The following is a 21987-nucleotide window of genomic DNA, read 5'->3' as shown; positions in this document are numbered from 1 at the left end:
ATCTGTCGGGGTTATCGACTGCGAAGGGGCCGGGTGCGATTCACCGGATTCACCGGAATTCCGGCTCCTGCCCTTCGAGCACAGCTCGGCGGTACTGCGCGAGCATTTCCTGTTTCACGGCCTGAAGCCGGGCCGCTTCCGGTGCGTCACGACGGCCGATGGCCCGCAGGACATCGTGTGTGGACTGGGCGAAGAACTCGATGACCCAGGACGGCGCATGCAACTCCTCGCTCATGCTCCAGGACACATAGGCCTTGATGCCATTCACGAAGAGCGACAGCAGCACATTGCGCGCAAGACGGTTCTGCAGCCGTTCGATCAACTGGACGCTGGCTATCGGTGCGGCACTCGTCAGTTGCCGCAGTTCATCGAAGAGCGCGTCGAAAAGCTCGGCATCGCGGGGACCTGTCTTCCGGGCGGCGATCTCGGCCATCTCGATCATGAGACTGCCGAGTGCCAGGGCGGCGCCCTCAGGCGGTTCGGAGTGCGATGCGAGGTAGACGCAGACCTGACGGCTCAGGGGGGCCGGGCTCGGGCACCGGGTCATCAGGCCGTGTCCGCGTCCGGGCAACGTGACCGCTGTCTCCGCGTCCTCCATCATGCGGATCGCCTGGCGGATAACGCTGCGGTCGACGCCGAATCGTTCAGCCAGTTCGCACTCGTTGCCCAGTGGCCGGCCTCGCACCCATTCCTCTGGCGTGATCTCCGACATCATCCGCCGCACGGCCGCGAAGGCGGGTATGCGCATCTGCTCGAGCGGCTCCGGCACCGGCGTGCCCTTCCAGCCGCCTGTCCGTGCGACCTGCGCGAGGGTGTCCCGCGCCGCGCCGCAGAAGAGCGTACGTGCCAGACGCACGGCGTCCTCCGTACGGCCGCGATCGAGGTCATGGATGATCCGCTGCCGTATGTCGGCCAGCGCGTCGGCCCCCAGGGCGGTACTCATCCGCGGCAACAGCGGGGCCAGGACGTCGTTGAAGTACTTCAGCGGACCGCTGCCGCTTCCGTCGATCACCTCGGCGGCGAACCGCCCGAGCAGCCCGGCGGTGTCCGGTATCCCGCCGTCATCCGCCGCCTGGTTCTCCCATATCGGCCTGCCGCCGGCCTGCCGTGACCGGTCACCGATGAGACGTACGGCGCTGATGTGGACGGCACTCCACGCCTCGACGATGTCCGGCAGCCCCAGGCCGGTGAGGTAGGCGTAACCTCCGATCATGACCAGCAGATGTGTCCCGCCCGGCCTGGCGACCGCGATGCCGCCCTGCGGACCGCGTCGTACCCGCACCTCGTCACGTGCCTCCAGCACGCGTACGGCTTCCCGCATGACGTCCCGGCCGACGCCGTAGTACGCGGCCATGTCGGCCTCGCTGCCGTAAACCTTGCCGACCGGCCAGCCATCGCGGATGAAACGTTCCTCCATGTCCCGGGCGACAACCAGAGGCAGCTTGGTCAGTCGCTCCTGGTCGCCGACCACGCTGGAGTAGAGCTCCGACAGCATGTTTCCCGTCGCTCCGGTCGCTCCGGTCGCTCCGGTCGTAAGGGGGCGCTGTACTCCGCCGGGGCCATCGAAGGGCCCGCGAGAGCGTCTGGTTGTGTTCATCGCTGTCCCTCAGATCCGGGGGGTGGCGGAGCAACGGGCGTGATCGCACTCGGTTGCCGGCGGCTCGCCGACGCTAGGGGGTTGCCTCCTGTCCGGAGAGGCGTGTGTCCGTCCCGCCCGTGACCGTGTGCGTCCTGCCCATCGCGAGGAGCGGGCTTGACCACCGCGTAGATGTACGGCTTCAGGGTGAACATGAGCAGCGCGGAAACGGTGGTGGCGGCCACAGCGAGTGAGATCGGGAGCGTGTAGCTGCCGGAGGTGTCGAAGCCCATACCGATCAGCGTGGGCCCGGTTCCGATGCTGATCATGCTGCACGCGAGGCTGATGCCGAATATCTCGGCGGACGCCCGAAGCCCGAAGTACCGGGTGATCAGGTAGGGCAACAGGAGCGTCACGGCGGTCAGCGCGCATCCCATCAGGACGACTCCGACGCCCAGCATCCACAAGGTGTCCCCGGCGGCGAGAAGCAGGACCAGGCTGATCGCCGGCAGGGTGTAGAGCACGGCGGCGACGCGGTGCGACCTGATGCGGTCGGTGAGGGAGCCGGAGAACAGCACGCCGACCATCCCGGACACCGCCATGAGGGACACCAGGAAGGTCGCCGTGCCGCCGGTGACGCCGCGGCCGGTGAACCAGTGCACCATGTGCGCCTGCGTGCCGATCAACGAACTCGTCGCGAGGCACTCCGCCGCCGTCAAGGTCCAGAAGGTCCGGGACCGGTATGCCCGCTTCGCGGGCACGCCTTCGAGGACCGCTGGGGACGGCGTGACAGCAGCCGGGGAATCCGTGGCGGCATCCGCGCTCCGCACCTTCAGGAAGAACAGGGCCGATATGCATCCGACGACCAGGACAGCGGCGGCCAGCACCTCGTAGGCGGTGCGCCAGCCGAATGCGTCGATCAGCCATCGCGCCACCGGCGCGACCAGGGACTGCGACAGTGCGGGGGCCACCGCGACCACCAGACCGAGGGCGAGCGCCCGGTTGCTGTCCCACCACGAGGAGACGACGCGCACGTGGGCTACCGGCCCGGCCAGTGCGGCACCGATGCCGATGCAGACGGCGGATGCCCAGAACACGAAGCCGGTTGAGTGTATCTGGGACAGGCCGAACAGCCCCAGGGCGAAGGTCGCGACACCGATGGTGACCGGGATCCGCACCCCGACCCGGTCGATCAGGCGCCCGCTGAAGGGAGTACTGAAAGCGCCGATGTAGGCGGACACCGTGAACACCAAGGTGAAGACGGAGACGCCCCAGCCCATCGATGCCGAAACCGGACCGAGAAAGACCGACAGAGATCCGACGTAAATCGCCGACATGCCGAAGGACATGCAGAGGAAAGCGGCGATCGTAGCGGAGATACGAGCATATGACGACATTCGAAAACCCTCTCGCGACCGGGCTCCGTTGCCCGAATTCGACGTCTATCCTGCTTCTTTGGGAGCGCCGTCCCAGTGCTCGGCGAGCTTGCCGTCCTCGATCCGCCACATGTCGAACCAGTAGGAGCGGTAGGTCTTTCCCGGGGCGTCCGGGTCGGGCAGGTCCCGGGCCAGCATCATCACGACCTTGTCTCCTTCGGCGACGAATACCGGAGGCTCGGGCGCAGGGCGCATGGATTCCCGTGCTGCGCGAGCCTGATCGGTTTTCGTCCACTCGATGATCGCGTCGGCTCCCGAGTCGATGTTGGGGTTGTGCTGGATATAGGACTCGGTGAGGTATTCGCGCGCCTGTTCCGAGGTCGAGGGATCGACGAGGAGTGACATCATCTTGAGCACGATGTCCTTGGGCTGGTCGCCGGACATGGTGGGTCACCTCCAGGAGGGGACGAGGGCGCCGTCGATCCACGTCGAATGGATGCCGAGGCGCATGCGTACAGGAAGCCGCAGCCGGGCGACCGGCCCGCTTGCAAGGTCGAGCGTGTCGAGGATGACGAGTTCGCTGCGCTTTTCCGTCGGCCAGTTGAGCGTGGCGATCAGATAGCCGTCGTCCTCCGCGGACTCAGGGGACTTGGTGAAGTACACAGGGTCCTGGAACGTCGCGGCCGGCCCGGGATACCAGTCGTCACGGGTCCCGGCCACCAGATCGAAGTGGCTGAGCTGGTTGAACATCACCGGATAGGGGCGGCCGTTGACGTCGGTCTCGAGCTTGTCGCGGTCGAGCGTCGGCACGAAGACGTGGCGGTACGGCTTCGACTCGCGATGCGGGTCGATGTGCGGCCCTTCGCCGTTGACGACTGCCAGCACCTCCCGCTCGGTGAGCCGCTCCTCGCCGGTGTGGTAGTCGATGTGCCAGCGCACGTGCCGTGTGGTGACGCTGCCAGGAGGCGTCGGCCTGCCGTTCTTGTCGGGCACGACCGGTGCGAAGCCGTTGCCGTCCGCCTCGTACAGGTCGAAGACGATGACGCCGTCCTCCTCGTAGGCGTTGATCGTGTGGCCGGGAAAGGCCGGCGGGGCCTGGAACCAGCGCACCTCGGAAGCATCGCCGAAGCGCGGAATGACTCCGAAGACCTGCGGAAGGTCGCCGTCGTACACGAAGTGCGGGCCGCCGGCCTTCAGACGGTCGAGGTCGCTGGTAATGGGCATGACCGGGAAGAGCATGAAGTTCTCGGTCAGCGCGCAATCGTGGATCATGGCCGAGTACGGTGCCTCGAACCAGGTCTCGTGGATCACCTTGCCCGAGGCGTCGATCACGTAGTAGGCGATGTCGCGTGTGGTCTCGCCTTTCGCGGCGTAACCGAAACCGAACATCTCGCCGGTGTCCGAGTCGAATTTCGGGTGGGCCGTGAAGGTCAGACTCGTGATATCACCGTGCGCATCCCACACGCCCCGGGTCTCGAGGGTTACGGGATCGATCTCGTACGGCAGTCCGTCTTCCTTCGACGCCAGCATCCGGCCGGCGTGGAAGTAGATGGCGGTGTTCGCCGTCGTACGGCTCGCGCCGGCGACGCTCGGGTCGTCGGAGTACGGATCCCGGTAATTCCCGTAAAGGGATCGGCGGGCCTCGCGCTCGAGCAGAAAACGCTCGGTGCGTACATAGCGGGTCCGGAAGTCGACGCAGCCGTCCTTGATTCGGAACGCGCGTACCGCACCGTCCCCGCCCGCAGCGGTGGTCATCGGCCACAGCACCGGGACCTCGGGAACATACACCTGGTCGGGAACCGCCTGGACGAACAGACCATCGATGTCCGCGGGTACTGTGCCCTCGACGACCTCCAGATCGAACACCTCGATATCGAACCGGCACGGCTCGTCCATTCCCATGGTGATTTCGGGTGGAAAAGTCTTTGCCATGAAGCCGTCTCCTTTGACTGCCGTCGCGCAGAATTTCGCCACGAGCTGCGGTTTTCTGACAGTAGGACGCGGTCGCTGCCCAAACCAGACGGTGGAATCACCGCACCCCACTTCCGGTGACGGCCGGGCAGGCACCAGGCGCCGCGCACGCTCGCTGACCTGGGCTGTTATCCCTGTGGTTTCCGTGTTGACGCTATGGCTCGGAGTCGTTGCCTTGCGTCGTGGTCAGTCGCTGACAGAACTCGCTGGGGGCAGGCGAGTTTGGTCAGCACGGGGCCGACTCGGGTGAGTTTCCGCAGAAAGAAAGGTGGTGGCTTTGCCGCCATCGGCAGATCCGAGCGGCACCGAGGAAATCGACGTGGCCGAGATATTCGGCGACCCGCGCCGACTGGGCCAGATCCTGGAGAACCCGCTGCGCAACGCCCGCATCCACACCCAGCCGCCCACCCGTGTCCACGCGCGGGTGGGCACGACAGAGACCGGACCCAGAACCGGCGGCACCGACCGGCCGGGACGTACCTCGGCCTCGCCATCGCCGCGGCCATCGCCCAGAGCCACGGCGGCCGCCTCGAACTCGACGCAGTCCCGGGCGAGGGCTGCACCTTCCGCCTGGTCCTTCCCGCAGCCGACTTCGTGCAGGGCCGTTGATGAGTCGGTGTCTTCGGGAGCCAGAGATGATGCGCGGTGCTCGCGCTGGTACGGGGCCCGACGGTCCGACAGACCGTCGACTGTGCCGTGATACTGAAAAACTGTGTGCCAGGCGCACGCTCGAGCCCTGGCACGGCTTGCCGCGCCACCCCGCCCGGACGGAGCAGGACCAGGCTCAGCCCGCGACGACGGCCATCCGCTCGCTGATCTCCTGCGCGGTGGCCAGGACCTTCTGAGCGATCTCCGTCTCCGCCTCCGGGTAGACCCGGGAGGCGAGGGCGGCCACGCTGACCGCCGCGACCACCCGCTTGTTCTCGTCCCGGATCGGGGCAGCGATGCCGACCACGTCGGGATCCAGTTCGCCCCGGGTGACGGAGTAGCCGATGCGGCGGATCCGGCCGAGTCGTTCCATCAGGGCGTCGACGTCGGTGAGGGTGGCCGAGGTGAAGCGGCGCAGTTCGGCGCTCTGCAGCAGCCCGCGGGCTTCGTCGTCCGGGCTCCAGGCCAGCAGGACGAGGGCGGAGGCGCCGGCGTTGATCGGCAGGGCGCTGCCGCGCTCGTACGAGATCCGCACCGCGCGGGTGCTTTCCGCGCGGTCGACGCAGACCACCAGGTCGCCGGTGCGCCGGGTCAGCAGCACGGTTTCGTGCACCTCCTCGGCGAGCGATTCCATCGACGGCACCGCGACCTCGGAGAGACCGTAGCTGTGGCGGGCCAGTCGGGCGATCTCCAACACTCGTAGGCCGAGCCGGAAGCCGCCGCCCGGGGCTTCTTCGAGGAAACGCCCGGCCACCAGACTCTGGAGGTAGCGGTACGCGGTGGAGCGCGCCACGCCGAGCCGCTCGGCCACGGCGGCTCCGGAGACGACGAGATGGACGTCGTCGAACATGGTCAGGATGTCCAGCGCCCGGTCGGCCGTGGAGTTGCGCTCGCGGTAGCTGGGAGACATGTTTCCTGACATACGAGAACTCTAGTGGGTGGGCGTGGGCCGGTGGAGACCCTGCGGTGCCGCATGGCCGCCGGTTGTCCTGTGGTCCTGGTTCACAGCTGTTCCTTGATGACGGTGTTGCGGAGTTCCCCGATGCCTTCCACCGTGGTGATCAGTTCCTGTCCGGGGCGAAGGAACACCTTCGGATCGCGACCGGCGCCCACGCCGCCCGGGGTGCCGGTGAGGATCAGGTCGCCGGGCAGCAGCGTGATGATGGTGCTGATGTACGCGACGGTCTCGGCCACGTCGAAGAGCAGGTCCGCGGTGTTGGACTTCTGCATGGTGTGCCCGTCGACGCTGCAGGAGATGTCCAACCCCGAGGCACCGGGCGGGAGCTCGTCGGGGGTGACGAGCGCGGGCCCGACCGGGGTGGTGGCCTCGAAGGTCTTGCCGGAGAGGAACTCACGGGTACGGTGCTGCCAGTCCCGCACGGTGATGTCGTTGGCGACCGTGTAGCCGGCGACATACTCCAGGGCCCTCTCGCGCGGCACGTGGCGGCCGGGGCGTCCGACGACGACTGCCAACTCGGCTTCCCAGTCGAGATCGTCGCTGACCGGCGGCGTGTGGATGTCGTCGTGGGCGCCGATCAGGGAGCCGTCGTATTTCGCGAAGAGGGTGGGATGGGCGGGGGTGGGGCGGCCCATCTCCTTGATGTGCGTGGCGTAGTTGAGACCCAGGCAGACGATCTTGTTCGGGTGGGGGACCAGTGGGGCGAGTGACGACTCGGCCAGGGGCAGGCGCTCGCCGTCGGCGGAGGCCGCACGCTCGTGCCAGTCGTCGCCGGTTGCAAGCAGCGCGCCCACGTCGGTGTAGGGGAGCAGGACGAGTTCGTCGCCTTCCTGCCGGGCGGCGGAGGTCACGCGGTCGTCGGCGATACGGACGGTGCTCAGTCTCATCGGGGTACTCCTGGGGAGTCGTACGGGATCTCGGGGGCGAGATCGGAGGTGGCGGTGGTGGTGCCCGTGGTGGGGCGGGGGCGTGCGAAGCGCCGCAGCGTCACGCCGACGTACTGGGCCCGATCGGGGGCGAATACGGCGGCCACGAACCGGTCAGGACGTACGAGGACGAAGGATCCGGTCAGCCCGGCGAGGAGGGCGTCGAGTCGGCCGTCGGCGTCGGCGATCCCCGTTCGGCCGGCCCGGTCACGCGGTGTGCGGTCGTCCAGGAAGACATCCACGGCGGTGGCCTCGGGGAGGCCGGCCCGGACGACGGTTGCCCAGTCGGTGTCGCTCACGCCGATCCCCAGCAGGCTCCAGCCCTGTCCGAGGATGTCGTCGAGCCGTGCGGGGCGGTGGTGCGGTCCGTGCAGCACCCGTGGCTGCGGCAGCATCGTGCCGACCAGCCCACTGCCCGCGCCGTTCGTCGGGAGGACGGCCCCCGCCCGTAGCCGGGTGTCGGGGCGGTAGCGCATCTCGGTGAGGTAGCGGCGAGCCGGCGGGATGTGCATGGCAGTGCGCACCAGCGCGTCGCGCAGCAGGGCACGCGGGCGGCTGGTGGTCATGACGATCCGGCCGAGGCGCACGGAGAGGTCGATCACGGCGCGGGCGTGCGGACGCCGCTCGCTGTCGTAGGTGTCGAGCATCGCGTCACCGGCCCGGCCCGCCAACACCTCGGAGATCTTCCAGCACAGGTTGGCCGCGTCCCGCACCCCTGAGTTGAGGCCCTGGCCGGCGAACGGCGGCATCATGTGCGCGGCGTCGCCGAGCAGGAAGCAGCGGCCCTCGCGCAGCCGGTCGGCCAGCAACGCGTGGAAGGTGTAGGCGACCGCGCGCTCGATCTGGTCCGGCGTGATCTCCCGGTGGGGCCGCAGGAGTTCGCGCACGAGGGCGAACGGGGGAGAGGTACCGGCCTCGCACTCGCCCGGCTTGAGGCGGAACTCGTAGCGGCAACGCCCGTCCTGGCCCGGGACGATGACGACGGGTCGGTCGGGGTCGCCGTGGTGCATGCCGTAACGCTGGTCGTGCGTGTCCTCAAGGGTGTCGGCCACCAGCCACACGTCAGGGAAGCTGCGTCCACGCATGGGCACGGACAGCAGGTCGCGCACGGTGCTGCGGCCGCCGTCGCAGCCGAGGACGTACGAGACGTCCAACTCCTCGACCGGCCCGTCCTCCCCACCTGTTCGCAGGGACACGCGCACCCGGTCGGGGTGCTGGGCGAGGGCGGTCAGCCGGGTGCCGAAACGGACGTCGACGCCGGGCAGGCGGCGCAGCTGCGTACACAGCACCCGCTCCAGGTCGGGCTGGGCGAAGGGGTTCTTGAACGGATGTCCCAGGCGCTGGTCGCCAGTGCCCCGGGCGTGCACGAGCGGCCGCCCGCCCACGCCGAAGTATCTCGTGCCGGTGCCCGGCACAAGGATCGGGTAGACCGCCTCGTCCAGGCCGCCGGCCGACTGCAGGGTACGGAGGGACTCGTCGTCGAGGCTGATCGCCTTGGCGTCGTTGCTTGTGGTGGTGTTGCGCTCCACCAGCAGCACCCGTACACCTCGCGAGCCGAGCAGATGGGCGGCCGTCAGCCCGGTCGGTCCGGCGCCGACGACCAGGACAGGCGGCGTCTCGGATGTCGTGGGCATGGGACTACTGGACCGGCTGGTAGGCCGGTCCGCCCTCGGTCAGCAGCCGCTCGACCTCGGCCATGATCTCCTCGGGGGACAGGTCCAGATCGATGCTCTTGCGGAACGGCTGGCGCACGTCACGCTCCAGGCGGAGGTAGACCTCGTTGCGGTTGCCCTCGGGATCGAAGAAGTAGATCCCGATCGCGTTGCCGTGGGTGACCTCCTGCTGGACCTCGATGCCCTCGGCGCGGAACCGGTGGTGGAAGTCGATGATCGACTCCAGTGAGTCCACCCGCCAAGACACCTGGTGCGTGAGCTTGCTTCCGGCTGGGGCGGTCCGGCCCTCCTGGAGCACGAACTCGTGGTGCTCCTCGTCCGGGCGGGACGAGAAGAACACGATGCGCCGCTCCTCGTCCTCATCGGTCACCGTCAGCCCCAGGACCCGGCTGTAGAAGTCGCGCATCTTTTCGAGGTCGTCGACCCAGAAGCCGGTGTGCCCGAGCCCAGTGATGCTCATACTGTCTCCAATATCAGGACTGAGTAACTGATTTATAGGACGCTAGCGGTCGGATCTCCGGTCGTCAATCGCAAAATTCCGCCTTCATGCCCCTTGACTGGAGGCAAGTCCACAGTGCACGGTCCTGCCAAATGAAACCCAAGTCCGGGTTTCCGAGACATGGTGTCCGGTGCGTCGCTCAGTCAACGGCGTCCACGGAGCACCGCCGGAGGCATCCCTCATGACCGATCCCGCTGCCGAGAGCCCCGCTCCCTCTCCGAACACGCCCGCTCCGCTGGGCCGCGCCACGCTGGTGGCGGCCTGCTTCGCCATCTGCGTGGCTCAGATCGGCATTCCCCTGGCCTCGCCGCTCATCGGTGAGATACAGCAGGACCTCGGGGCGTCGGCCGCCGCCCTGGCCTGGATCCCGGCCGCGTTCATCCTCCCGACGGCCATCCTGGAGCTGAACTTCGGTGTCCTCGGCGACCTGTTCGGACGAAAGCGCCTGCTGGTCCTCGGCGGGCTGCTGATCACGGCCGGCTGCCTGGTCGTCGCCACCGCGGGCTCGATGACCCAGCTGATCGCCGGCCAGGCGATGGCCGGCCTGGGAGCCGCAGCGATCTTCCCCTCCTCGCTGGCGGTGATCGTCGCGGGCACCTGGGAGCCCGTCGCCCGCGCCAGGGCCCTGTCGTACTGGGCACTCAGCCTCGCCTTCGGCGCGATGATCGCCCCGCTGATCAGCGGCTTCATCGCCGAGCACGCCCACTGGGGCTGGGCTTTCGTTCCGCTCGCGGTGCTCGGCCTGGTCACCTCCGCCGTCAGCGGTCGCTGGGTCGTCGACTCCCGCCAGGCCACCGCCGACCGCGGCCTCGACCGGCCCGGCCAGCTCACCATCGCCGTGTCCCTGCTGGCGCTGCTCTACGCCGTCATCGAGGGCGCGAGCGACGGCTACTCCGAGCCCCACATCGTGCTCGCCTTCGTCCTCGCCGCCGCCTCCTTCACGGCGTTCCTCGCCGTGGAGCGCAGATCACGGGCGCCGATGCTGCGCCTGGACCTGTTCCGCACCCCCGCCTTCGCCGCGGCCGCCGCCATCGGACTGCTCGCCCTGTTCGGCTTCATCGGCACGGCCTATGCGCTCAGCATAAAGTTGGAGGCAGTCCACCACGTCTCCCCGTTCCAGGCCGCTCTGCCCTTCGCGCTCGTTCAGGCGGTCCCGCTGCTGCTCACCCCGTTCCTGCCGAAACTGCTGCAGCACGTGCACCCCCGCACCCTGCTGGTCGGCGGGCTGCTGTCGCTCGCCGCCGGAGAGTTCTGGATGGCACTGCTGCCGGGCGACGCGACGGGCCTCGCGTCCATGACCGGACCGATCCTGCTGATGGGAGTCGGCTTCATCACGATGTTCTCGTCGCTGACGGCCGTCGCGGTCGGCACGGTCGACATCCGGTACGCCGGCATGGCCAGCGCGGTCACCAGCCTCGTCCGAGAGACCGGGCAGGCCCTCGGCCCCGCGGTCGTCGGCGCCGTCGCACTCGGCACGGCGAGCAGCGGCCTGGCCGACAAGCTCGCTTCCTCCGGCCTTCCGCCACAGGCTCTGGGCGTAGCCGAGGCCGTCAACACCGAAGGAGGCGCACTCGCAGTCGCCAACGCCGACCTCGGCAACCTGTCGGGCACCGTGGCCCCGCTCGCCCGCGAGGCCCTCGAATCGGGCCTCGACCTCAGCATGTACGTCTGCGCCGGCGCCGCCCTGGCAGGCGCGGTGATCGCCGCTCTCGCCCTGCGGCACAGCGGAGCCGCTGATGCCATGGCCGTCGGCACGTCCGCCCAGGAGGCGGCCACCGCACCGGCCGGCGCCCCGAACTCCGTCAAGCCGCTCCCCAGCGCCTGACCATCAGCCCCGAGGGCACAGCCGTAACAGCCCCTGACATGGAACGGGACACCATGACTCTTCTGGACAGCAGCATCTGGGAAGGCCGGATCTTCTCCGGTGAGTGGATCAGCGGATCGGGCGAGGAGTACGACGCCGTCGAGCCCGCCACCGGCAAGCCACTGGGCCGCGTCGGCACCGCCACGCCCGCCGACGTGGACAGGGCGGTGAAGCGGGCGGTACCGGCCCAGCGGGAGTGGGCCGCGCGGCCGTATTCCGACCGTGCCGCTGTCCTGCGCCGCGCCGCGCGTCTCTTCGAGGAGCACCAGCAGGAGATCGAGACCTGGCTGGTACGGGAGTCCGGTGCGATTCGGCCGTTCGCCGCCCTGCAGGTCAGCAGCGGTGGTGCGGAGGAGTGCTTCGAGGCCGCCGCCCTGGCCGGGGCGCCCTACGGTGAGCTGCTGCGTTCCGGGCAGCAGCGGCTGTCCTTCTCCCGCCGCACCCCCGTCGGGGTCGTCGGCGTCATCGCCCCGTTCAACGTGCCGATCATCCTGGCCATGCGGGCCGTGGCCCCGGCGCTCGCCCTCGGCAACGCGGTCGTCCTCAAGCCGGACCCCCGCACCGCGATCAGCGGCGGTGCCGTCTTCGCCCGTGTCTTCGAAGAGGCGGGCCTGCCTGCCGGTCTGCTGCATGTCCTGCCCGGCGGGGCGGACGTCGGGGCAGCCGTCGTGGAACATCCGCAGGTTCCTGTCATCGCGTTCACGGGTTCCACTCGGGCCGGGCGCGCCATCGGTATCGCCGCGGCCCGGCACCTCAAGCGGGTCCACCTGGAACTGGGCGGGAACTCCGCGCTCGTCGTGATGGACGACGTCGACCTGGAGCAGGCTGCCTCGGTGGGCGCCTGGGGGTCCTTCGTCCACGCCGGCCAGATCTGCATGGCCAGCAGCCGTCACCTCGTCCACGCCTCGGTCGCCGACGACTACACCGCCCTGCTCGCCCAGCACGCCGACGCGCTCCGGGTGGGCGACCCGGCCACCGAGGACGTCGCCGTCGGACCGCTCATCGACAGCGCTCAGCGCGACAACGTCCACCGCATCGTCACGGACACGGTCGAGGCCGGCGCCCGGCTTGCCGCGGGTGGCACCTACGAGGGCCTGTTCTACCGGCCCACCGTGCTCACCGGCGTACCGCTCACCGCGCCCGCGTACGCCGAGGAGATCTTCGGTCCCGTCGCGCCCGTCGTCCCCTTCCGGGACCTGGACGAGGCGGCCGGGCTCGCCGCCGGCACCGAGTACGGACTGTCCCTCGGTATCCTCACCCGGGACGTCGCGAAGGGCCTCGCCCTGGCGGAGCGCGTGCCCAGCGGCCTGGTCCACATCAACGACCAGACGGTCAACGACGAACCGAACATCCCCTTCGGCGGCGTCGGCGACTCCGGCACCGGCGCCCGTCATGGCGGCGCCGTCGCCAACCTCGAGGCCTTCACTGAACAGCAGTGGGTCACCGTACGCGGCGAACTCCCGCGCTACCCGTTCTGACCGCCCCGACACACCAACCCGCACGGAGAGCCCCATGCCCGCGAACCCCATGACCGTCGTTCCCCGCGGTACCGGAGAGAGCCCCGTCGGCGCCGGAGCCGACTGGCACACCGGCAACAGGTTCCTCAACGGCCCCTTCGCGCCCTGGACGGAGGAGAACGAGGCGTACGACCTGGAGGTGGACGGCGAGATACCGTCCGACCTCGCGGGCGCGCTGTTCCGCGTCTCCTCCAATCCCCGCTTCCAGCCCCGCAACACCGACCGCTACCACTGGTGGGAGGGCGACGGCATGGTATGCGGTGTCTATCTCCGCGAAGGCAAGGCCGCCTACCGCACCCGCTGGGTCCAGACCGACTCGATGAAGGTCGAGGTGGAGGCCGGCGAGGCGATCTACAGCGGCTTCGTCAACGGCGGCACCCAGGGCCGACTGCCCAAGGGCGCCCCGCGCGCCAAGAACGTCGCCAACATCAACGCCGGCCTCTTCGACGACCACCTGCTTGTCTACTTCGACGGCGGACTGCCGCACGCGCTGGACCCCGAGACGCTGCGCACCCTCGGCACGTACGACTTCCACGGCGGCGTCGACGTCCTGTGCACCGGCCACTACAAGACCGACCCGGACACCGGCGACATGCTGTTCTTCGCCGCGGTCGGACCCACCATCACCTGGTACCGCGCCGACGTGAAGACGGCCGAGATCAAGGACTCGCATTCCTTCGACATCGGCGTGCCGGTCCTCATGCACGACTTCGCGGTGAGCGACACGTACGCGATCTTCTTTGTCACGCCCGCCCAGTTCCGCCTCGACCTGGTGGCCCAGAGCAGGCCCGGCGTCGTCTGGGACGAGAGCTCCCTTGAACACGGCGTCCAGATCGTCCTGATGAACCGCCACACCCATGAGATCACCTGGCACGAGCTCGGCGGCCACTGGGCCAACACCCACTTCTACAATGCCTACGAGCAGGACGGTGAGCTGATCGTCGACGGGCACCGGATCAGCCGCCTCGGCAGCCCGGTCGACCGTCTCTCCACGCCGGTGGGCTCCCACGAGTGGTTCCCGCCGGCGCTGCCCTACCGCTGGCGCGTCGACCTGGCGACCGGACGGGCCACGGAGGAGATGATCAGCGGCGTCTTCGGCGAGTTCCCGAAGATCAACGACGCCTACACGGGTCGGCCCCACCGCTACGGCTACTTCGTCACCACGCGCAGCCTGGCCGACGACACCATGTCCGACGGCCTCGCCCGTCACGACTACCTTCTCGACAGCACCACCGTCGTTGAAGGACCCGACGGCCTGACCAGCCCGAGCGAACCGGTCTTCGTGGCCCGTGAGAACGCCCGCGGCGAGGACGACGGCTACCTGCTCTCGCTGTGGTGGAATCGCTCCACCGACCTGAGCGAACTTCTCGTCCATGACGCGGCCGACCTGCGCCGCACCCCGCTGGCCCGGGTCAAGCTTCCCAGCCGGGTGCCGTTCGGCTTCCACGGAAGCTGGGCCGAACACGACGTTCTGGACCGTGCCATCGCAGCGAAGGGCGACGACAGGTAGCGGCGTTGCTCCGGATCCGGTCCTCCGGTTCCGCTGCGACGCCGGCGAGAATCCCATCCCAGGAACGGCTGAACAAGGAGGTCCGCCGCCGCACCGATGGGGTCGGCATCTTCCCCGACCACCCCGCCCTGATCCGCCTGCTCGGAGCGGTGCTGGCCGAGCAGAACGACGATTGGACCGAAACCCGTCGATACATGGCCTCGGCCTCCTGGCCAAGGCCCGCCTCCACCCGATCGAGTCAGAAACTTACGAGACCGCCCTCCCGACCGACTAGCCTCAAAGAAGAGATCACCGAGTGGCCGTCGATACACCACTCCCGCGGAGTGACCCGCTCCACCGCGTGCGATGTTCTGCCGTCGGACAGGGCCACTCCAACAACCGGGTCTGCACCTGGGGCTGTTCGACTGAATCCCGGCCGTTGCGCACTCCACCCAGGCACGCGAGCTGCCGGGTGCCCTGCATCCGCGCATTCCCTCGAAGCCGACGTAGCGCCTCTCTGCCCATGCGCCCGTCCCGCTTGAGAGGGTCTCAGAAGCGTGTGACAACTCAGCGGTGCAGCCGTGCCGCTATCGCACTGCCGCCAAACGGCCAGGATGGGTGCCACGCCTTTCCTGGGCGCTTCACTGCAGGGCCGAACTCCATAGCCGCCGGATGCGGCCCGCCCGGAACCAACCGTCAATCCCGAGGCTGTACGGGCGGGCCGGGGCCTTCCACCTGTGGCCAGGTCTCAGTCACCCAGCCCGCCACGGCCTCCTCGTCGCGCTCGATCGCCCGGCGGGCCGGGACCTGGTGATTGAAACCGTGCCCGTGCGGCATCCGCGCGATCGCCGACAGCGTCATGCTCGTGCGGAACCGGCGCCTTGGCGAGCTCCTGCTCGAGCACGGTGAACAGGGCCTCACTCAGCTTGGGCCGTGACGTGGGCCCGGCAGACCGCAGCCCCTCGGTGCCGGCGTCGTGCCACGCCCGGCGCCGACGCCGCACCGAGCGCACACTTACCCGTAGGTCCTTGGCGACCTCGGCATCGGCGGCACCCGCAGCGAATCGCTCCGCGGCCTCCAGCCGGATTCGCTCGCGAAACGCCTGCCGTTCAGGCATACCGCGACGATTCATCGTCTGCCCCCAACGACATCACGCCGCGAAGGTCAGTAGAACCGCTCGGCCACCATGTGTTCCCGCATCCGGCCATGAAACCGATTCCTCGCTCCGTGCGCCTGCGACCCAGTCCCGTAGAACCGGTGGTGCACGCCCTTTGCTCGTCGCCTGCTGTTCGGGGGACCGCGGGAAGTCTGCTCGGTGGAACCGGAGGATTCGGTGAGGCGTCCAGCTCACCCGGGGTGTGGCCGTGGGTGAGCGCGTTGCCCAGCAGGTTGGCGACGGCGCGGCGCAGCAGTCCCGCGTCGGCGAGGACGACCACGGCTTCGGCCCGGACGGCCACTTGGTGCCCGTGCGCCGGGGTGTCGGCGACGACGGCATCGACGAGCTGGTCGAGCCGTAGTGGCTCCCGTTCCAGCGGGACGGCGCCGGCCATCAGCCGGGCGCGGGTGAGCAGGTCGTCGACCAGCTCGCTCATCCGGGTGGACTGGCGCAGTGTGCGGCGCAGCACTTCGTGGCTGTCCGCCTCCCCGCGCAGGCCGGTCTCGGCGAGCAACCGCATCGAGGTGACGGGTGTGCGCAGGTCGTGGGCGGCGTCGGCGAAGAAGGCCTCTTGCTGGTCGAGTGCCGTGAGCGCCGGCCGGACGGCGCGTCCGGCGAGCCAGCGGCCGGCCATGGCCGAAAGGGCTACCAGGACCGCACAGGCGATGGTGAGGAACAGCCTCAGCCGCCCGTGGCTGTCCAGGTGCCCGGAGATGTCGACGGCCGCGACCACCACGGCGTCCGTCGTGCCGGCCGGTCCGGTGACGGGCTCGGCGGACAGGCGCAGCCGGCGGCCCCCTTCACCGGAACCGGACCAGCCGCCGGTGCCATTCACGGTTCCGTCCCGGCCATTGCCCGAGGCGTCCGCCGCCACCGTGCCCGAGGTGGCGTCGAGCTTGTACCAGAGGGCCAGGCCGTCGGTGATCTCCGCCGCCCGGGCAGGGGCCGCCGGATCGACGACGCCGCCAGAAACGAGACGGCGGCCGCCACGGCGGCCAGAGCGCCCTGCCGGAAACTCGGGCGGCGCTGTGCTGTCACGCCGCGCGTTCGAAAAGTATCCGGCATGCCGGACAGCTCCTTTCGGTCTGGTGGAGCGATCGGTGGGTGGGGGCGCCGTGCAGGCGCCCCCACCTTGTCGGGTCGGATCAGTCCGTCACGCGGAAGGTGGCGTCGCCGCGCCCTGTCGCGGTGGTGATCGGGTCGAGCTTCAGTTGGTAGGCGTAGTGGCGGATGTAGCGGTCGGGGTGGTTGTAGGACTGGAAGGAGGACCAGGTGGGCTCGGCGAGGCCAGCGACCTGCTTGAAGGTGGCGTCCGCGGCGAACTGGGCGGTGCCGTCGTTGCGGACCAGCTGGAAGTCGTAGTTGGCGTGGCGCAGGAAGTAGCCGGGGTTGTTCACCGACTCGAAGGAGACGGTGCCGGTGCCGGCCAGACCGGGCCGGATCCGGAACTTGGCGTCGTCGCTGGTGATGTTCTGGTCGATGCGCACGTCGAAGTTGGCGTGCCGGACGTACCGGTCCTGGAAGTTGAACGACTGGAGCCGCTTGGCGGGGGTGTTGACGTACCGGGCGAGGACCCGGGTTTCCTCCGCGGCGGTGAGCGTCATGATCGAGCCGTGGCGCTTCTTGTTGACGCCCAGGCTGTAGCTGCCCGATGCCGGGAGCTGGTAGGTGCCGACGGCGGAGGGATTGGTCGTCGTGACCGGCATGTACCCGCCGCGGGAGGCGTACTGGTCGAGGTACAGGGTCCACTCGTTGCGGTCGCGGAACTTCATCCACATCGGGCCCTCGACCTGGGCGCCGGTCAGGCCGATGCCGGAGAGGTTGCCGAGATTGGTCCACGTCCCGAGGATCGAGTTGCTGCCTTCGAGGGTGATCTGTCCGTCACCGGAGGCCCGTACGTAACGGTAGTTGCCGACACCGGCCGGGACCTCGACGATCTGGGTGTCGATGAGTTCCTGGGCACCGGGCCGGTCGATGTAGATCTGCGGGGTGGTGATGGAGCGGAAGTCGCTGGTGCGGGCGTAGAAGATGCGGTGCTTGGTCTTGCCGTCGAGGGGCACGTTCGTCGCCCAGTACAGGACGTAGTCGTTGGTCTCCGGGTTCCAGATCGCCTCCGGCGCCCAGGCGTTGCGCCCGTCAGGGATCGCGCCGGCCACGTTGAGCAGCCACGGCTCCGACCAGCTGACCAGATCCGTCGACTCCCACACCACGATGCTGCGGCTGCCGTTGTTGATGGAGCCGTCCACCGTCGAGCCGCAGCCCCAACACAGGTCGGTCGCGATGATCCAGTACTTGCTGCCGTCAGGGGACCTCACCAGCGCGGGGTCACGCACGCCCTTGGTGCCGACCGTGGAGCGCAGGATCGGCGCTCCACCGTTGAGGTCGTTCCAGTGCAGGCCGTCCGCGCTGTGCGCGAGGTACATCTGCTGACCGGCAGAACCCTCCCCGGTGAAGTGCAGCATCAGGTAGCCCGGGTCCGCGGCGGCCGCCCGCTCGGGTGCGGCCAGGGATTGGGAGGTGAAGAAGAGGCCGACGGCGAGGAATATCGCCGCGAGCCGGGTGAGCAGCCTTGCCATGTGCGTGTCCTGTCCTTTCTTTCTACGGGTGCCGGGACGGGGCGGCAATGTGATTCCGGGCGCGTGACCACTGGAAGCCGGTGGCTGTGCCGATGGCGCGTTGTCCGATCAGGGCCAGGTCAGTGCCCGAGGCGCCGACGTCGCTGACGCGCGCGAGGGGAGTGGCCGTACCCGTCCCGGCCGTCTCGCTGGGGCGAGGACAGCGAGCGCCGTGGCCGTGGAGAAACGCCGGGGGGCGATCTGTTCCATGCCGGCAGTGGCGGGAGCAACGCTCATGACAGAGACATCCTTGTTTCACGTCGCGGAGCGGAAGCGAGGGCGACTGGGCAGTGACTCACGAATGACATCTCGTCCGACATATCGGACATCATTCGTGGATTCGGCAAAAGTTAGAGCGGGGTTAAAGCGGGTGTCAAGATGGGTGAAGACCGCAGAAACAGCGTTGCTCCTCCGTTCCCTCCGTCCCCTGACCTCTGGACGGGGTCGTGCTACAGGAGACGCACCGACACGTCGCCCATAACGGAAAGCACGCGACGTGACGAAGGCGTACGGCGACACCTGAGAGGCGACCCCCACGAAGCCCGAGAGTTCGCCGTGGCAAACTGTCGTGGCTGACCGTTTCCCGCGCTCCTGCTTTCCCGGTGACGAGGGGGAACCGCGTGAACGGGCTGGACCACCATGTCTGTTGGTGCCATGGAGATCACAACGTCGTACGCACATCTGCGGTGCTGGGCAGATGGGCAAGGTGTGGCAAGGACACGTCATCGATGGCACGCGCTTCGTGGTCCCGGCGTCCGGTGTGACGCCGAGGCACGTGCTGTGCGCGGTCGGCGTGGGCACTGGATCCCGATGTCATCAGCCGGGTGGTCGAGGAGGCGGGCGGCGGGGACTTCGAACTCGACGCGTTCCAGCGAGAGCCGGACCCCCGGATGCATGAGGCGTTTGACTCCGCGCTCCACTCCCGCAGGATCATCGACGACTGGGCCGCGGTGGACGCACACGACTCGGTCGCCTACGTCCCGCGATCTCCCAGGCCACCGGTCTCGACGTGTCCCGCCGGGCGCTGGCCCTGACCGCAGCCCTGCTGGCCAACGGGGTCACCGCGGTGAAGAACGAATCCAGGGGGTTGGCCTGCGGTCGGGAGCGGTGGCTGGCCCTGGCGAGCGAGGCGGCGGCCGCCGAGACCGCGGACGACCTGGTCCTCGCCCTCGTCCGGGCGTGGGCCGTGCGGGTGATCCACGACGGGGGGCTACTACAGCTACATCGGGCAGCTCGCCATGCAGACCTGCATGCGCGAGGTCGGCGAACTCGCCCGCGAGCACAGGCGCGGGCAGTGGAACAACGACGCCCACACCCCCGACGATCCGACGCCGGGCGGTTACCGCGACTACACGGGCATGGTGCCGATGCTGGCCACCACCCTGCGCCTGCTCGCGGCCCACGGCCCGCACGGGCCGGTGTGGTGGCGCTACGGCCACATGACTTGGCAAGCCCTCGCCGACGCCCTGGTTGCTGGTTGGGCTTCCGGGGCAGGGTAGCGTGAGCTGCTGATCATGTGATTGGATCCGCGCCGTTTTTCGTGCCGGCCACCGCGTGAATGACACACCGGACGAGGAAACAGCGGCTGACCGATGAACACGAAGACCAGACCCTTCCTGCCCTCCGGACGGCCGCTCGGAGCCGTCGGCCTGGGCTGTGCCGGAATGAGCCCCTGGATGTACGCCCGCCCGCAACCCGACGACCAGGCTTCAGCCGCGCTGCTGCACACAGCCTTGGACCTTGGCGTCACACTCCTGGACACCGCGGGCGTATACGGTGAAGGTCACAACGAGACGCTGATCGGCCAGACCTTGGGCCTCCGCCGCTGCGAGGCGTTCCTCGCCACCAAGGTCGGCTTGGTCGTGGACGACCTCGCGGCCATGGCGCTGCATCGCGACGGCAGACCAACACACCTGCGCAACGCGGTCGAGGCGAGCCTGCGCCGCCTGCGTACCGACACCGTGGACCTGTGCTACCTGCACCGTATCGACCCGGCCGTGCCTCTGGAGGACAGCTGGGGCGCCCTCGCCGAAATGGTGGCAGAGGGCAAGATAGGCCACCTCGGCCTCTCGGACGTCCGCACCCAGGAGGCCGAACAGGCACATCGCATCCACCCCGTCGCCGCCATCCAGTCCGAGCTCTCCCTTTGGTCTCGACTATCGCTCGGCACCCGGGCACATGAGGAGGACACCGTCGGCTGGTGCGCCCGCAACGGTGCCTTGTTCGTCCCCTTCGCGCCCCTGGGACGCGGATTCCTCACCGGCACCATCACCCCCAACACCCCCTTCCCGCCCAGCGACCTGCGCGCCCGCCACCCCCGCTTCACCCCTCCGGCCCGCGCAGCGAACCTACAGATCGTCACCGTCCTGCGCACGGTGGCAGAGCGCCACGCCGTGACCCCGGCCCAGATCGCTCTCGCCTGGACTCTCGCCCAGGGCCAGCACATCATCCCCATCCCCGGTACTACCCGCCCGACGTACCTACGGGACAACATTCACGCAGCGGACCTAGAACTGACGCCCCAAGACCTCGCCGATCTCAACAACGCACCCCCGGCGACCGAGGACCACTCCTGACAACCATCACTCACAGGCGAAACGCTCCAAGACCACCCACAGGGCACCTGGCCTGCGGACGGACCTCACAGGAGAAGGGCGGCGGTCAGGGTGAGCAGGGAGCGGGGCAGGGGCACAGCAGTCGTCACGCGACGGCCTCCCATCTGGTTATGTACGTGACTGCGGGAGCCGTTTCGATGTGAAGCGCTCCGGGTCTGATGGAGGCTCGATTCCCTGGGGAGGATCGAGTCATGGCGCGTCCGTCCCCCTATCCGTCCGAGCTTCGTGAGCGTGCGGTGCGCATGGTCGCGGAGATCCGTCCCAACTACCCGACCGAGTGGGCCGCGATGAAGGCAATTGCGGCGAAGTTGGGCATCGGTGCCGCAGAGACGGTGCGGACGTGGGTCCGCAAGGCCGAGGTCGACGCCGGCCGGCGGCCCGGCACCACGTCAGACGAGGCCGCGGAGATCAAGCGGCTCAAGGCCGAGAACGCCGAGCTGCGGCGGGCGAACGAGATCTTGAAGGCGGCGTCGGCTTTCTTCGCGGCCGAGCTCGACCGGCCGTCGAAGCGCTCGTAGCGTTCATCGACGCTCACCGCGAGGTGTTCGGAGTCGAGCCGATCTGTCGAGTCCTGACCAGCCACGGACTCAAGATCGCGACGAGCACCTACTACGCGGCGAAGAACCGCGCTCCCAGGACCCGGACAGTCCGCGACGCGGAGCTGAGGAGGCAGATCAGCCGTGTCCACACGGACAACTTCGGCGTCTACGGGGTCGCGGAAGGTCTGGCGGCAGCTGCATCGTGAAGGCATACCGGTGGCCCGCTGCACGGTCGCCCGGCTGATGCAAGGCCTCGGTCTCCAGGGCGCCCGACGAGGGAGGAAGATCCGCACCACCATCCGGGACGACGGCCACGAGCGGGCCGCTGACCTGCTCAGGCGCGACTTCACCGCGTCTCGCCCGAATCAGCGGTGGGTCGCCGACTTCACGTATGTCGCCACCTGGTCCGGGGTCGTCTACGTCGCGTTCGTCGTGGATGTGTTCTCCCGGGCGATCGTCGGCTGGTCCGCCTCCACCAGCAAGCGGGCCAAGCTCGTCCTCGACGCCGTGGACATGGCCTTGTGGCGCCGTGACCGAGCCGGAACTCCCGCTGGTCCGGGGCTGG

The 21987-nt window shown here is 68.8% G+C and carries 20 protein-coding genes and 2 pseudogenes; 10 read left to right on the top strand and 12 right to left on the bottom strand.

Annotation, left to right across the window (positions count from 1 at the left end):
- Nucleotides 1-49: 49 nt before the first annotated feature.
- The 4 genes from SMA5143A_RS41170 to SMA5143A_RS41155 form a co-directional block, all read right to left on the bottom strand.
- Nucleotides 50-1495 (bottom strand): FadR/GntR family transcriptional regulator, encoded by a 1446-nt coding sequence (locus SMA5143A_RS41170; protein WP_107467901.1) that lies wholly within the window; start codon nucleotides 1493-1495, stop codon nucleotides 50-52.
- Between the two features lie 98 nt (nucleotides 1496-1593).
- A complete protein-coding gene (locus SMA5143A_RS41165; protein ID WP_181362275.1) occupies nucleotides 1594-2913 on the bottom strand; it encodes an MFS transporter in 1320 nt (439 codons plus the stop codon).
- A gap of 105 nt (nucleotides 2914-3018) precedes the next feature.
- Complete coding sequence (locus SMA5143A_RS41160; RefSeq protein ID WP_107467899.1) at nucleotides 3019-3396, bottom strand: nuclear transport factor 2 family protein; 378 nt, start codon at nucleotides 3394-3396, stop codon at nucleotides 3019-3021.
- Between the two features lie 6 nt (nucleotides 3397-3402).
- The gene (locus SMA5143A_RS41155; protein WP_107467898.1) at nucleotides 3403-4884 is read right to left on the bottom strand and encodes a carotenoid oxygenase family protein; all 1482 of its coding nucleotides are present in this window, start codon (nucleotides 4882-4884) and stop codon (nucleotides 3403-3405) included.
- A gap of 195 nt (nucleotides 4885-5079) precedes the next feature.
- Here SMA5143A_RS41155 and SMA5143A_RS44920 point away from each other — a divergent pair, with 195 nt between their 5' ends.
- Entirely contained in the window at nucleotides 5080-5532 is a 453-nt protein-coding gene (locus SMA5143A_RS44920; protein WP_332836409.1) for an ATP-binding protein, read from the top strand.
- 175 nt (nucleotides 5533-5707) lie between these two features.
- On the opposite strand, the gene SMA5143A_RS41145 is transcribed toward SMA5143A_RS44920, so the two are convergent.
- From SMA5143A_RS41145 to SMA5143A_RS41130, 4 genes are all read right to left on the bottom strand, one after another.
- Nucleotides 5708-6493 (bottom strand): IclR family transcriptional regulator, encoded by a 786-nt coding sequence (locus tag SMA5143A_RS41145; RefSeq protein WP_107467897.1) that lies wholly within the window; start codon nucleotides 6491-6493, stop codon nucleotides 5708-5710.
- 80 nt (nucleotides 6494-6573) lie between these two features.
- Nucleotides 6574-7416, bottom strand: coding sequence for a fumarylacetoacetate hydrolase family protein (locus SMA5143A_RS41140; RefSeq protein ID WP_107467896.1), 843 nt, complete (start codon nucleotides 7414-7416; stop codon nucleotides 6574-6576).
- Nucleotides 7413-9089 carry a bifunctional 3-(3-hydroxy-phenyl)propionate/3-hydroxycinnamic acid hydroxylase gene (locus SMA5143A_RS41135; protein WP_107467895.1) on the bottom strand — a complete coding sequence of 559 codons (1677 nt, stop codon included), beginning with the start codon at nucleotides 9087-9089 and terminating at the stop codon, nucleotides 7413-7415. The genes SMA5143A_RS41140 and SMA5143A_RS41135 overlap by 4 nt, the downstream gene beginning before the upstream one ends.
- Before the next feature lie 4 nt (nucleotides 9090-9093).
- A complete protein-coding gene (locus SMA5143A_RS41130) occupies nucleotides 9094-9588 on the bottom strand; it encodes a VOC family protein (protein WP_055539555.1) in 495 nt (164 codons plus the stop codon).
- A 220-nt stretch (nucleotides 9589-9808) separates the two neighbouring features.
- Between SMA5143A_RS41130 and SMA5143A_RS41125 the strand changes: the two genes are divergently transcribed.
- From SMA5143A_RS41125 to SMA5143A_RS45055, 4 genes and pseudogenes are all read left to right on the top strand, one after another.
- Nucleotides 9809-11452: an MFS transporter gene (locus SMA5143A_RS41125; protein WP_107467894.1), complete on the top strand. Its 1644-nt coding sequence runs from the start codon at nucleotides 9809-9811 to the stop codon at nucleotides 11450-11452.
- A gap of 53 nt (nucleotides 11453-11505) precedes the next feature.
- A complete protein-coding gene (locus tag SMA5143A_RS41120; RefSeq protein ID WP_107467893.1) occupies nucleotides 11506-12969 on the top strand; it encodes a benzaldehyde dehydrogenase in 1464 nt (487 codons plus the stop codon).
- 34 nt (nucleotides 12970-13003) lie between these two features.
- Nucleotides 13004-14518 (top strand): carotenoid oxygenase family protein, encoded by a 1515-nt coding sequence (locus SMA5143A_RS41115; protein ID WP_107467892.1) that lies wholly within the window; start codon nucleotides 13004-13006, stop codon nucleotides 14516-14518.
- Nucleotides 14519-14580: 62 nt separating this feature from the next.
- Nucleotides 14581-14792 (top strand): annotated as a pseudogene (locus SMA5143A_RS45055) (transposase); the annotation flags it as partial.
- Nucleotides 14793-15193: 401 nt separating this feature from the next.
- On the opposite strand, the gene SMA5143A_RS44465 reads toward SMA5143A_RS45055, so the two are convergent.
- The 4 genes and pseudogenes from SMA5143A_RS44465 to SMA5143A_RS41095 form a co-directional block, all read right to left on the bottom strand.
- Nucleotides 15194-15334 (bottom strand): winged helix-turn-helix domain-containing protein, encoded by a 141-nt coding sequence (locus SMA5143A_RS44465; protein WP_229913972.1) that lies wholly within the window; start codon nucleotides 15332-15334, stop codon nucleotides 15194-15196.
- A gap of 127 nt (nucleotides 15335-15461) precedes the next feature.
- Nucleotides 15462-15614, bottom strand: a pseudogene (locus SMA5143A_RS44460) (helix-turn-helix domain-containing protein); the annotation flags it as partial.
- The gene (locus tag SMA5143A_RS41100) at nucleotides 15607-16488 is read right to left on the bottom strand and encodes a histidine kinase dimerization/phospho-acceptor domain-containing protein (protein ID WP_055539552.1); all 882 of its coding nucleotides are present in this window, start codon (nucleotides 16486-16488) and stop codon (nucleotides 15607-15609) included. The gene SMA5143A_RS41100 and the pseudogene SMA5143A_RS44460, both read right to left, overlap by 8 nt.
- 310 nt (nucleotides 16489-16798) lie before the next feature.
- Entirely contained in the window at nucleotides 16799-18229 is a 1431-nt protein-coding gene (locus SMA5143A_RS41095; protein WP_107467891.1) for a glycoside hydrolase family 43 protein, read from the bottom strand.
- A 1277-nt stretch (nucleotides 18230-19506) separates the two neighbouring features.
- Here SMA5143A_RS41095 and SMA5143A_RS41085 point away from each other — a divergent pair.
- The 5 genes from SMA5143A_RS41085 to SMA5143A_RS41065 all read left to right on the top strand — a co-directional run.
- On the top strand, nucleotides 19507-19767 hold the full coding sequence (locus SMA5143A_RS41085) for a hypothetical protein (RefSeq protein WP_055539549.1): 261 nt from the start codon (nucleotides 19507-19509) through the stop codon (nucleotides 19765-19767).
- A gap of 177 nt (nucleotides 19768-19944) precedes the next feature.
- Nucleotides 19945-20844: an aldo/keto reductase gene (locus tag SMA5143A_RS41080; protein WP_258194044.1), complete on the top strand. Its 900-nt coding sequence runs from the start codon at nucleotides 19945-19947 to the stop codon at nucleotides 20842-20844.
- Nucleotides 20845-21074: 230 nt separating this feature from the next.
- Complete coding sequence (locus SMA5143A_RS41075) at nucleotides 21075-21401, top strand: transposase (RefSeq protein WP_107467888.1); 327 nt, start codon at nucleotides 21075-21077, stop codon at nucleotides 21399-21401.
- A gap of 23 nt (nucleotides 21402-21424) precedes the next feature.
- On the top strand, nucleotides 21425-21628 hold the full coding sequence (locus tag SMA5143A_RS43380) for a hypothetical protein (RefSeq protein WP_107467887.1): 204 nt from the start codon (nucleotides 21425-21427) through the stop codon (nucleotides 21626-21628).
- A 10-nt stretch (nucleotides 21629-21638) separates the two neighbouring features.
- On the top strand, nucleotides 21639-21987 hold a 349-nt coding region (locus SMA5143A_RS41065), incomplete at its 3' end, for a DDE-type integrase/transposase/recombinase (RefSeq protein WP_258194043.1).

Source organism: Streptomyces sp. MA5143a, assembly GCF_900290235.1.
Lineage (GTDB): Bacteria > Actinomycetota > Actinomycetes > Streptomycetales > Streptomycetaceae > Streptomyces.
This window is presented reverse-complemented; position numbering and strand designations above follow the sequence as displayed.

Bases quoted from the DNA above. Each gene is read 5' to 3' on its own strand.
- SMA5143A_RS41170 (WP_107467901.1), bottom strand. From the start codon at position 1,495: ATGCTGTCGGAGCTCTACTCCAGCGTGGTCGGCGACCAGGAGCGACTG.
- SMA5143A_RS41165 (WP_181362275.1), bottom strand. From the start codon at position 2,913: ATGTCGGCGATTTACGTCGGATCTCTGTCGGTCTTTCTCGGTCCGGTT.
- SMA5143A_RS41160 (WP_107467899.1), bottom strand. From the start codon at position 3,396: ATGTCCGGCGACCAGCCCAAGGACATCGTGCTCAAGATGATGTCACTC.
- SMA5143A_RS41155 (WP_107467898.1), bottom strand. From the start codon at position 4,884: ATGGCAAAGACTTTTCCACCCGAAATCACCATGGGAATGGACGAGCCG.
- SMA5143A_RS44920 (WP_332836409.1), top strand. From the start codon at position 5,080: ATGGCTCGGAGTCGTTGCCTTGCGTCGTGGTCAGTCGCTGACAGAACT.
- SMA5143A_RS41145 (WP_107467897.1), bottom strand. From the start codon at position 6,493: ATGTCAGGAAACATGTCTCCCAGCTACCGCGAGCGCAACTCCACGGCC.
- SMA5143A_RS41140 (WP_107467896.1), bottom strand. From the start codon at position 7,416: ATGAGACTGAGCACCGTCCGTATCGCCGACGACCGCGTGACCTCCGCC.
- SMA5143A_RS41135 (WP_107467895.1), bottom strand. From the start codon at position 9,089: ATGCCCACGACATCCGAGACGCCGCCTGTCCTGGTCGTCGGCGCCGGA.
- SMA5143A_RS41130 (WP_055539555.1), bottom strand. From the start codon at position 9,588: ATGAGCATCACTGGGCTCGGGCACACCGGCTTCTGGGTCGACGACCTC.
- SMA5143A_RS41125 (WP_107467894.1), top strand. From the start codon at position 9,809: ATGACCGATCCCGCTGCCGAGAGCCCCGCTCCCTCTCCGAACACGCCC.
- SMA5143A_RS41120 (WP_107467893.1), top strand. From the start codon at position 11,506: ATGACTCTTCTGGACAGCAGCATCTGGGAAGGCCGGATCTTCTCCGGT.
- SMA5143A_RS41115 (WP_107467892.1), top strand. From the start codon at position 13,004: ATGCCCGCGAACCCCATGACCGTCGTTCCCCGCGGTACCGGAGAGAGC.
- SMA5143A_RS44465 (WP_229913972.1), bottom strand. From the start codon at position 15,334: ATGCCGCACGGGCACGGTTTCAATCACCAGGTCCCGGCCCGCCGGGCG.
- SMA5143A_RS41095 (WP_107467891.1), bottom strand. From the start codon at position 18,229: ATGGCAAGGCTGCTCACCCGGCTCGCGGCGATATTCCTCGCCGTCGGC.
- SMA5143A_RS41085 (WP_055539549.1), top strand. From the start codon at position 19,507: ATGCAGACCTGCATGCGCGAGGTCGGCGAACTCGCCCGCGAGCACAGG.
- SMA5143A_RS41080 (WP_258194044.1), top strand. From the start codon at position 19,945: ATGTACGCCCGCCCGCAACCCGACGACCAGGCTTCAGCCGCGCTGCTG.
- SMA5143A_RS41075 (WP_107467888.1), top strand. From the start codon at position 21,075: ATGGCGCGTCCGTCCCCCTATCCGTCCGAGCTTCGTGAGCGTGCGGTG.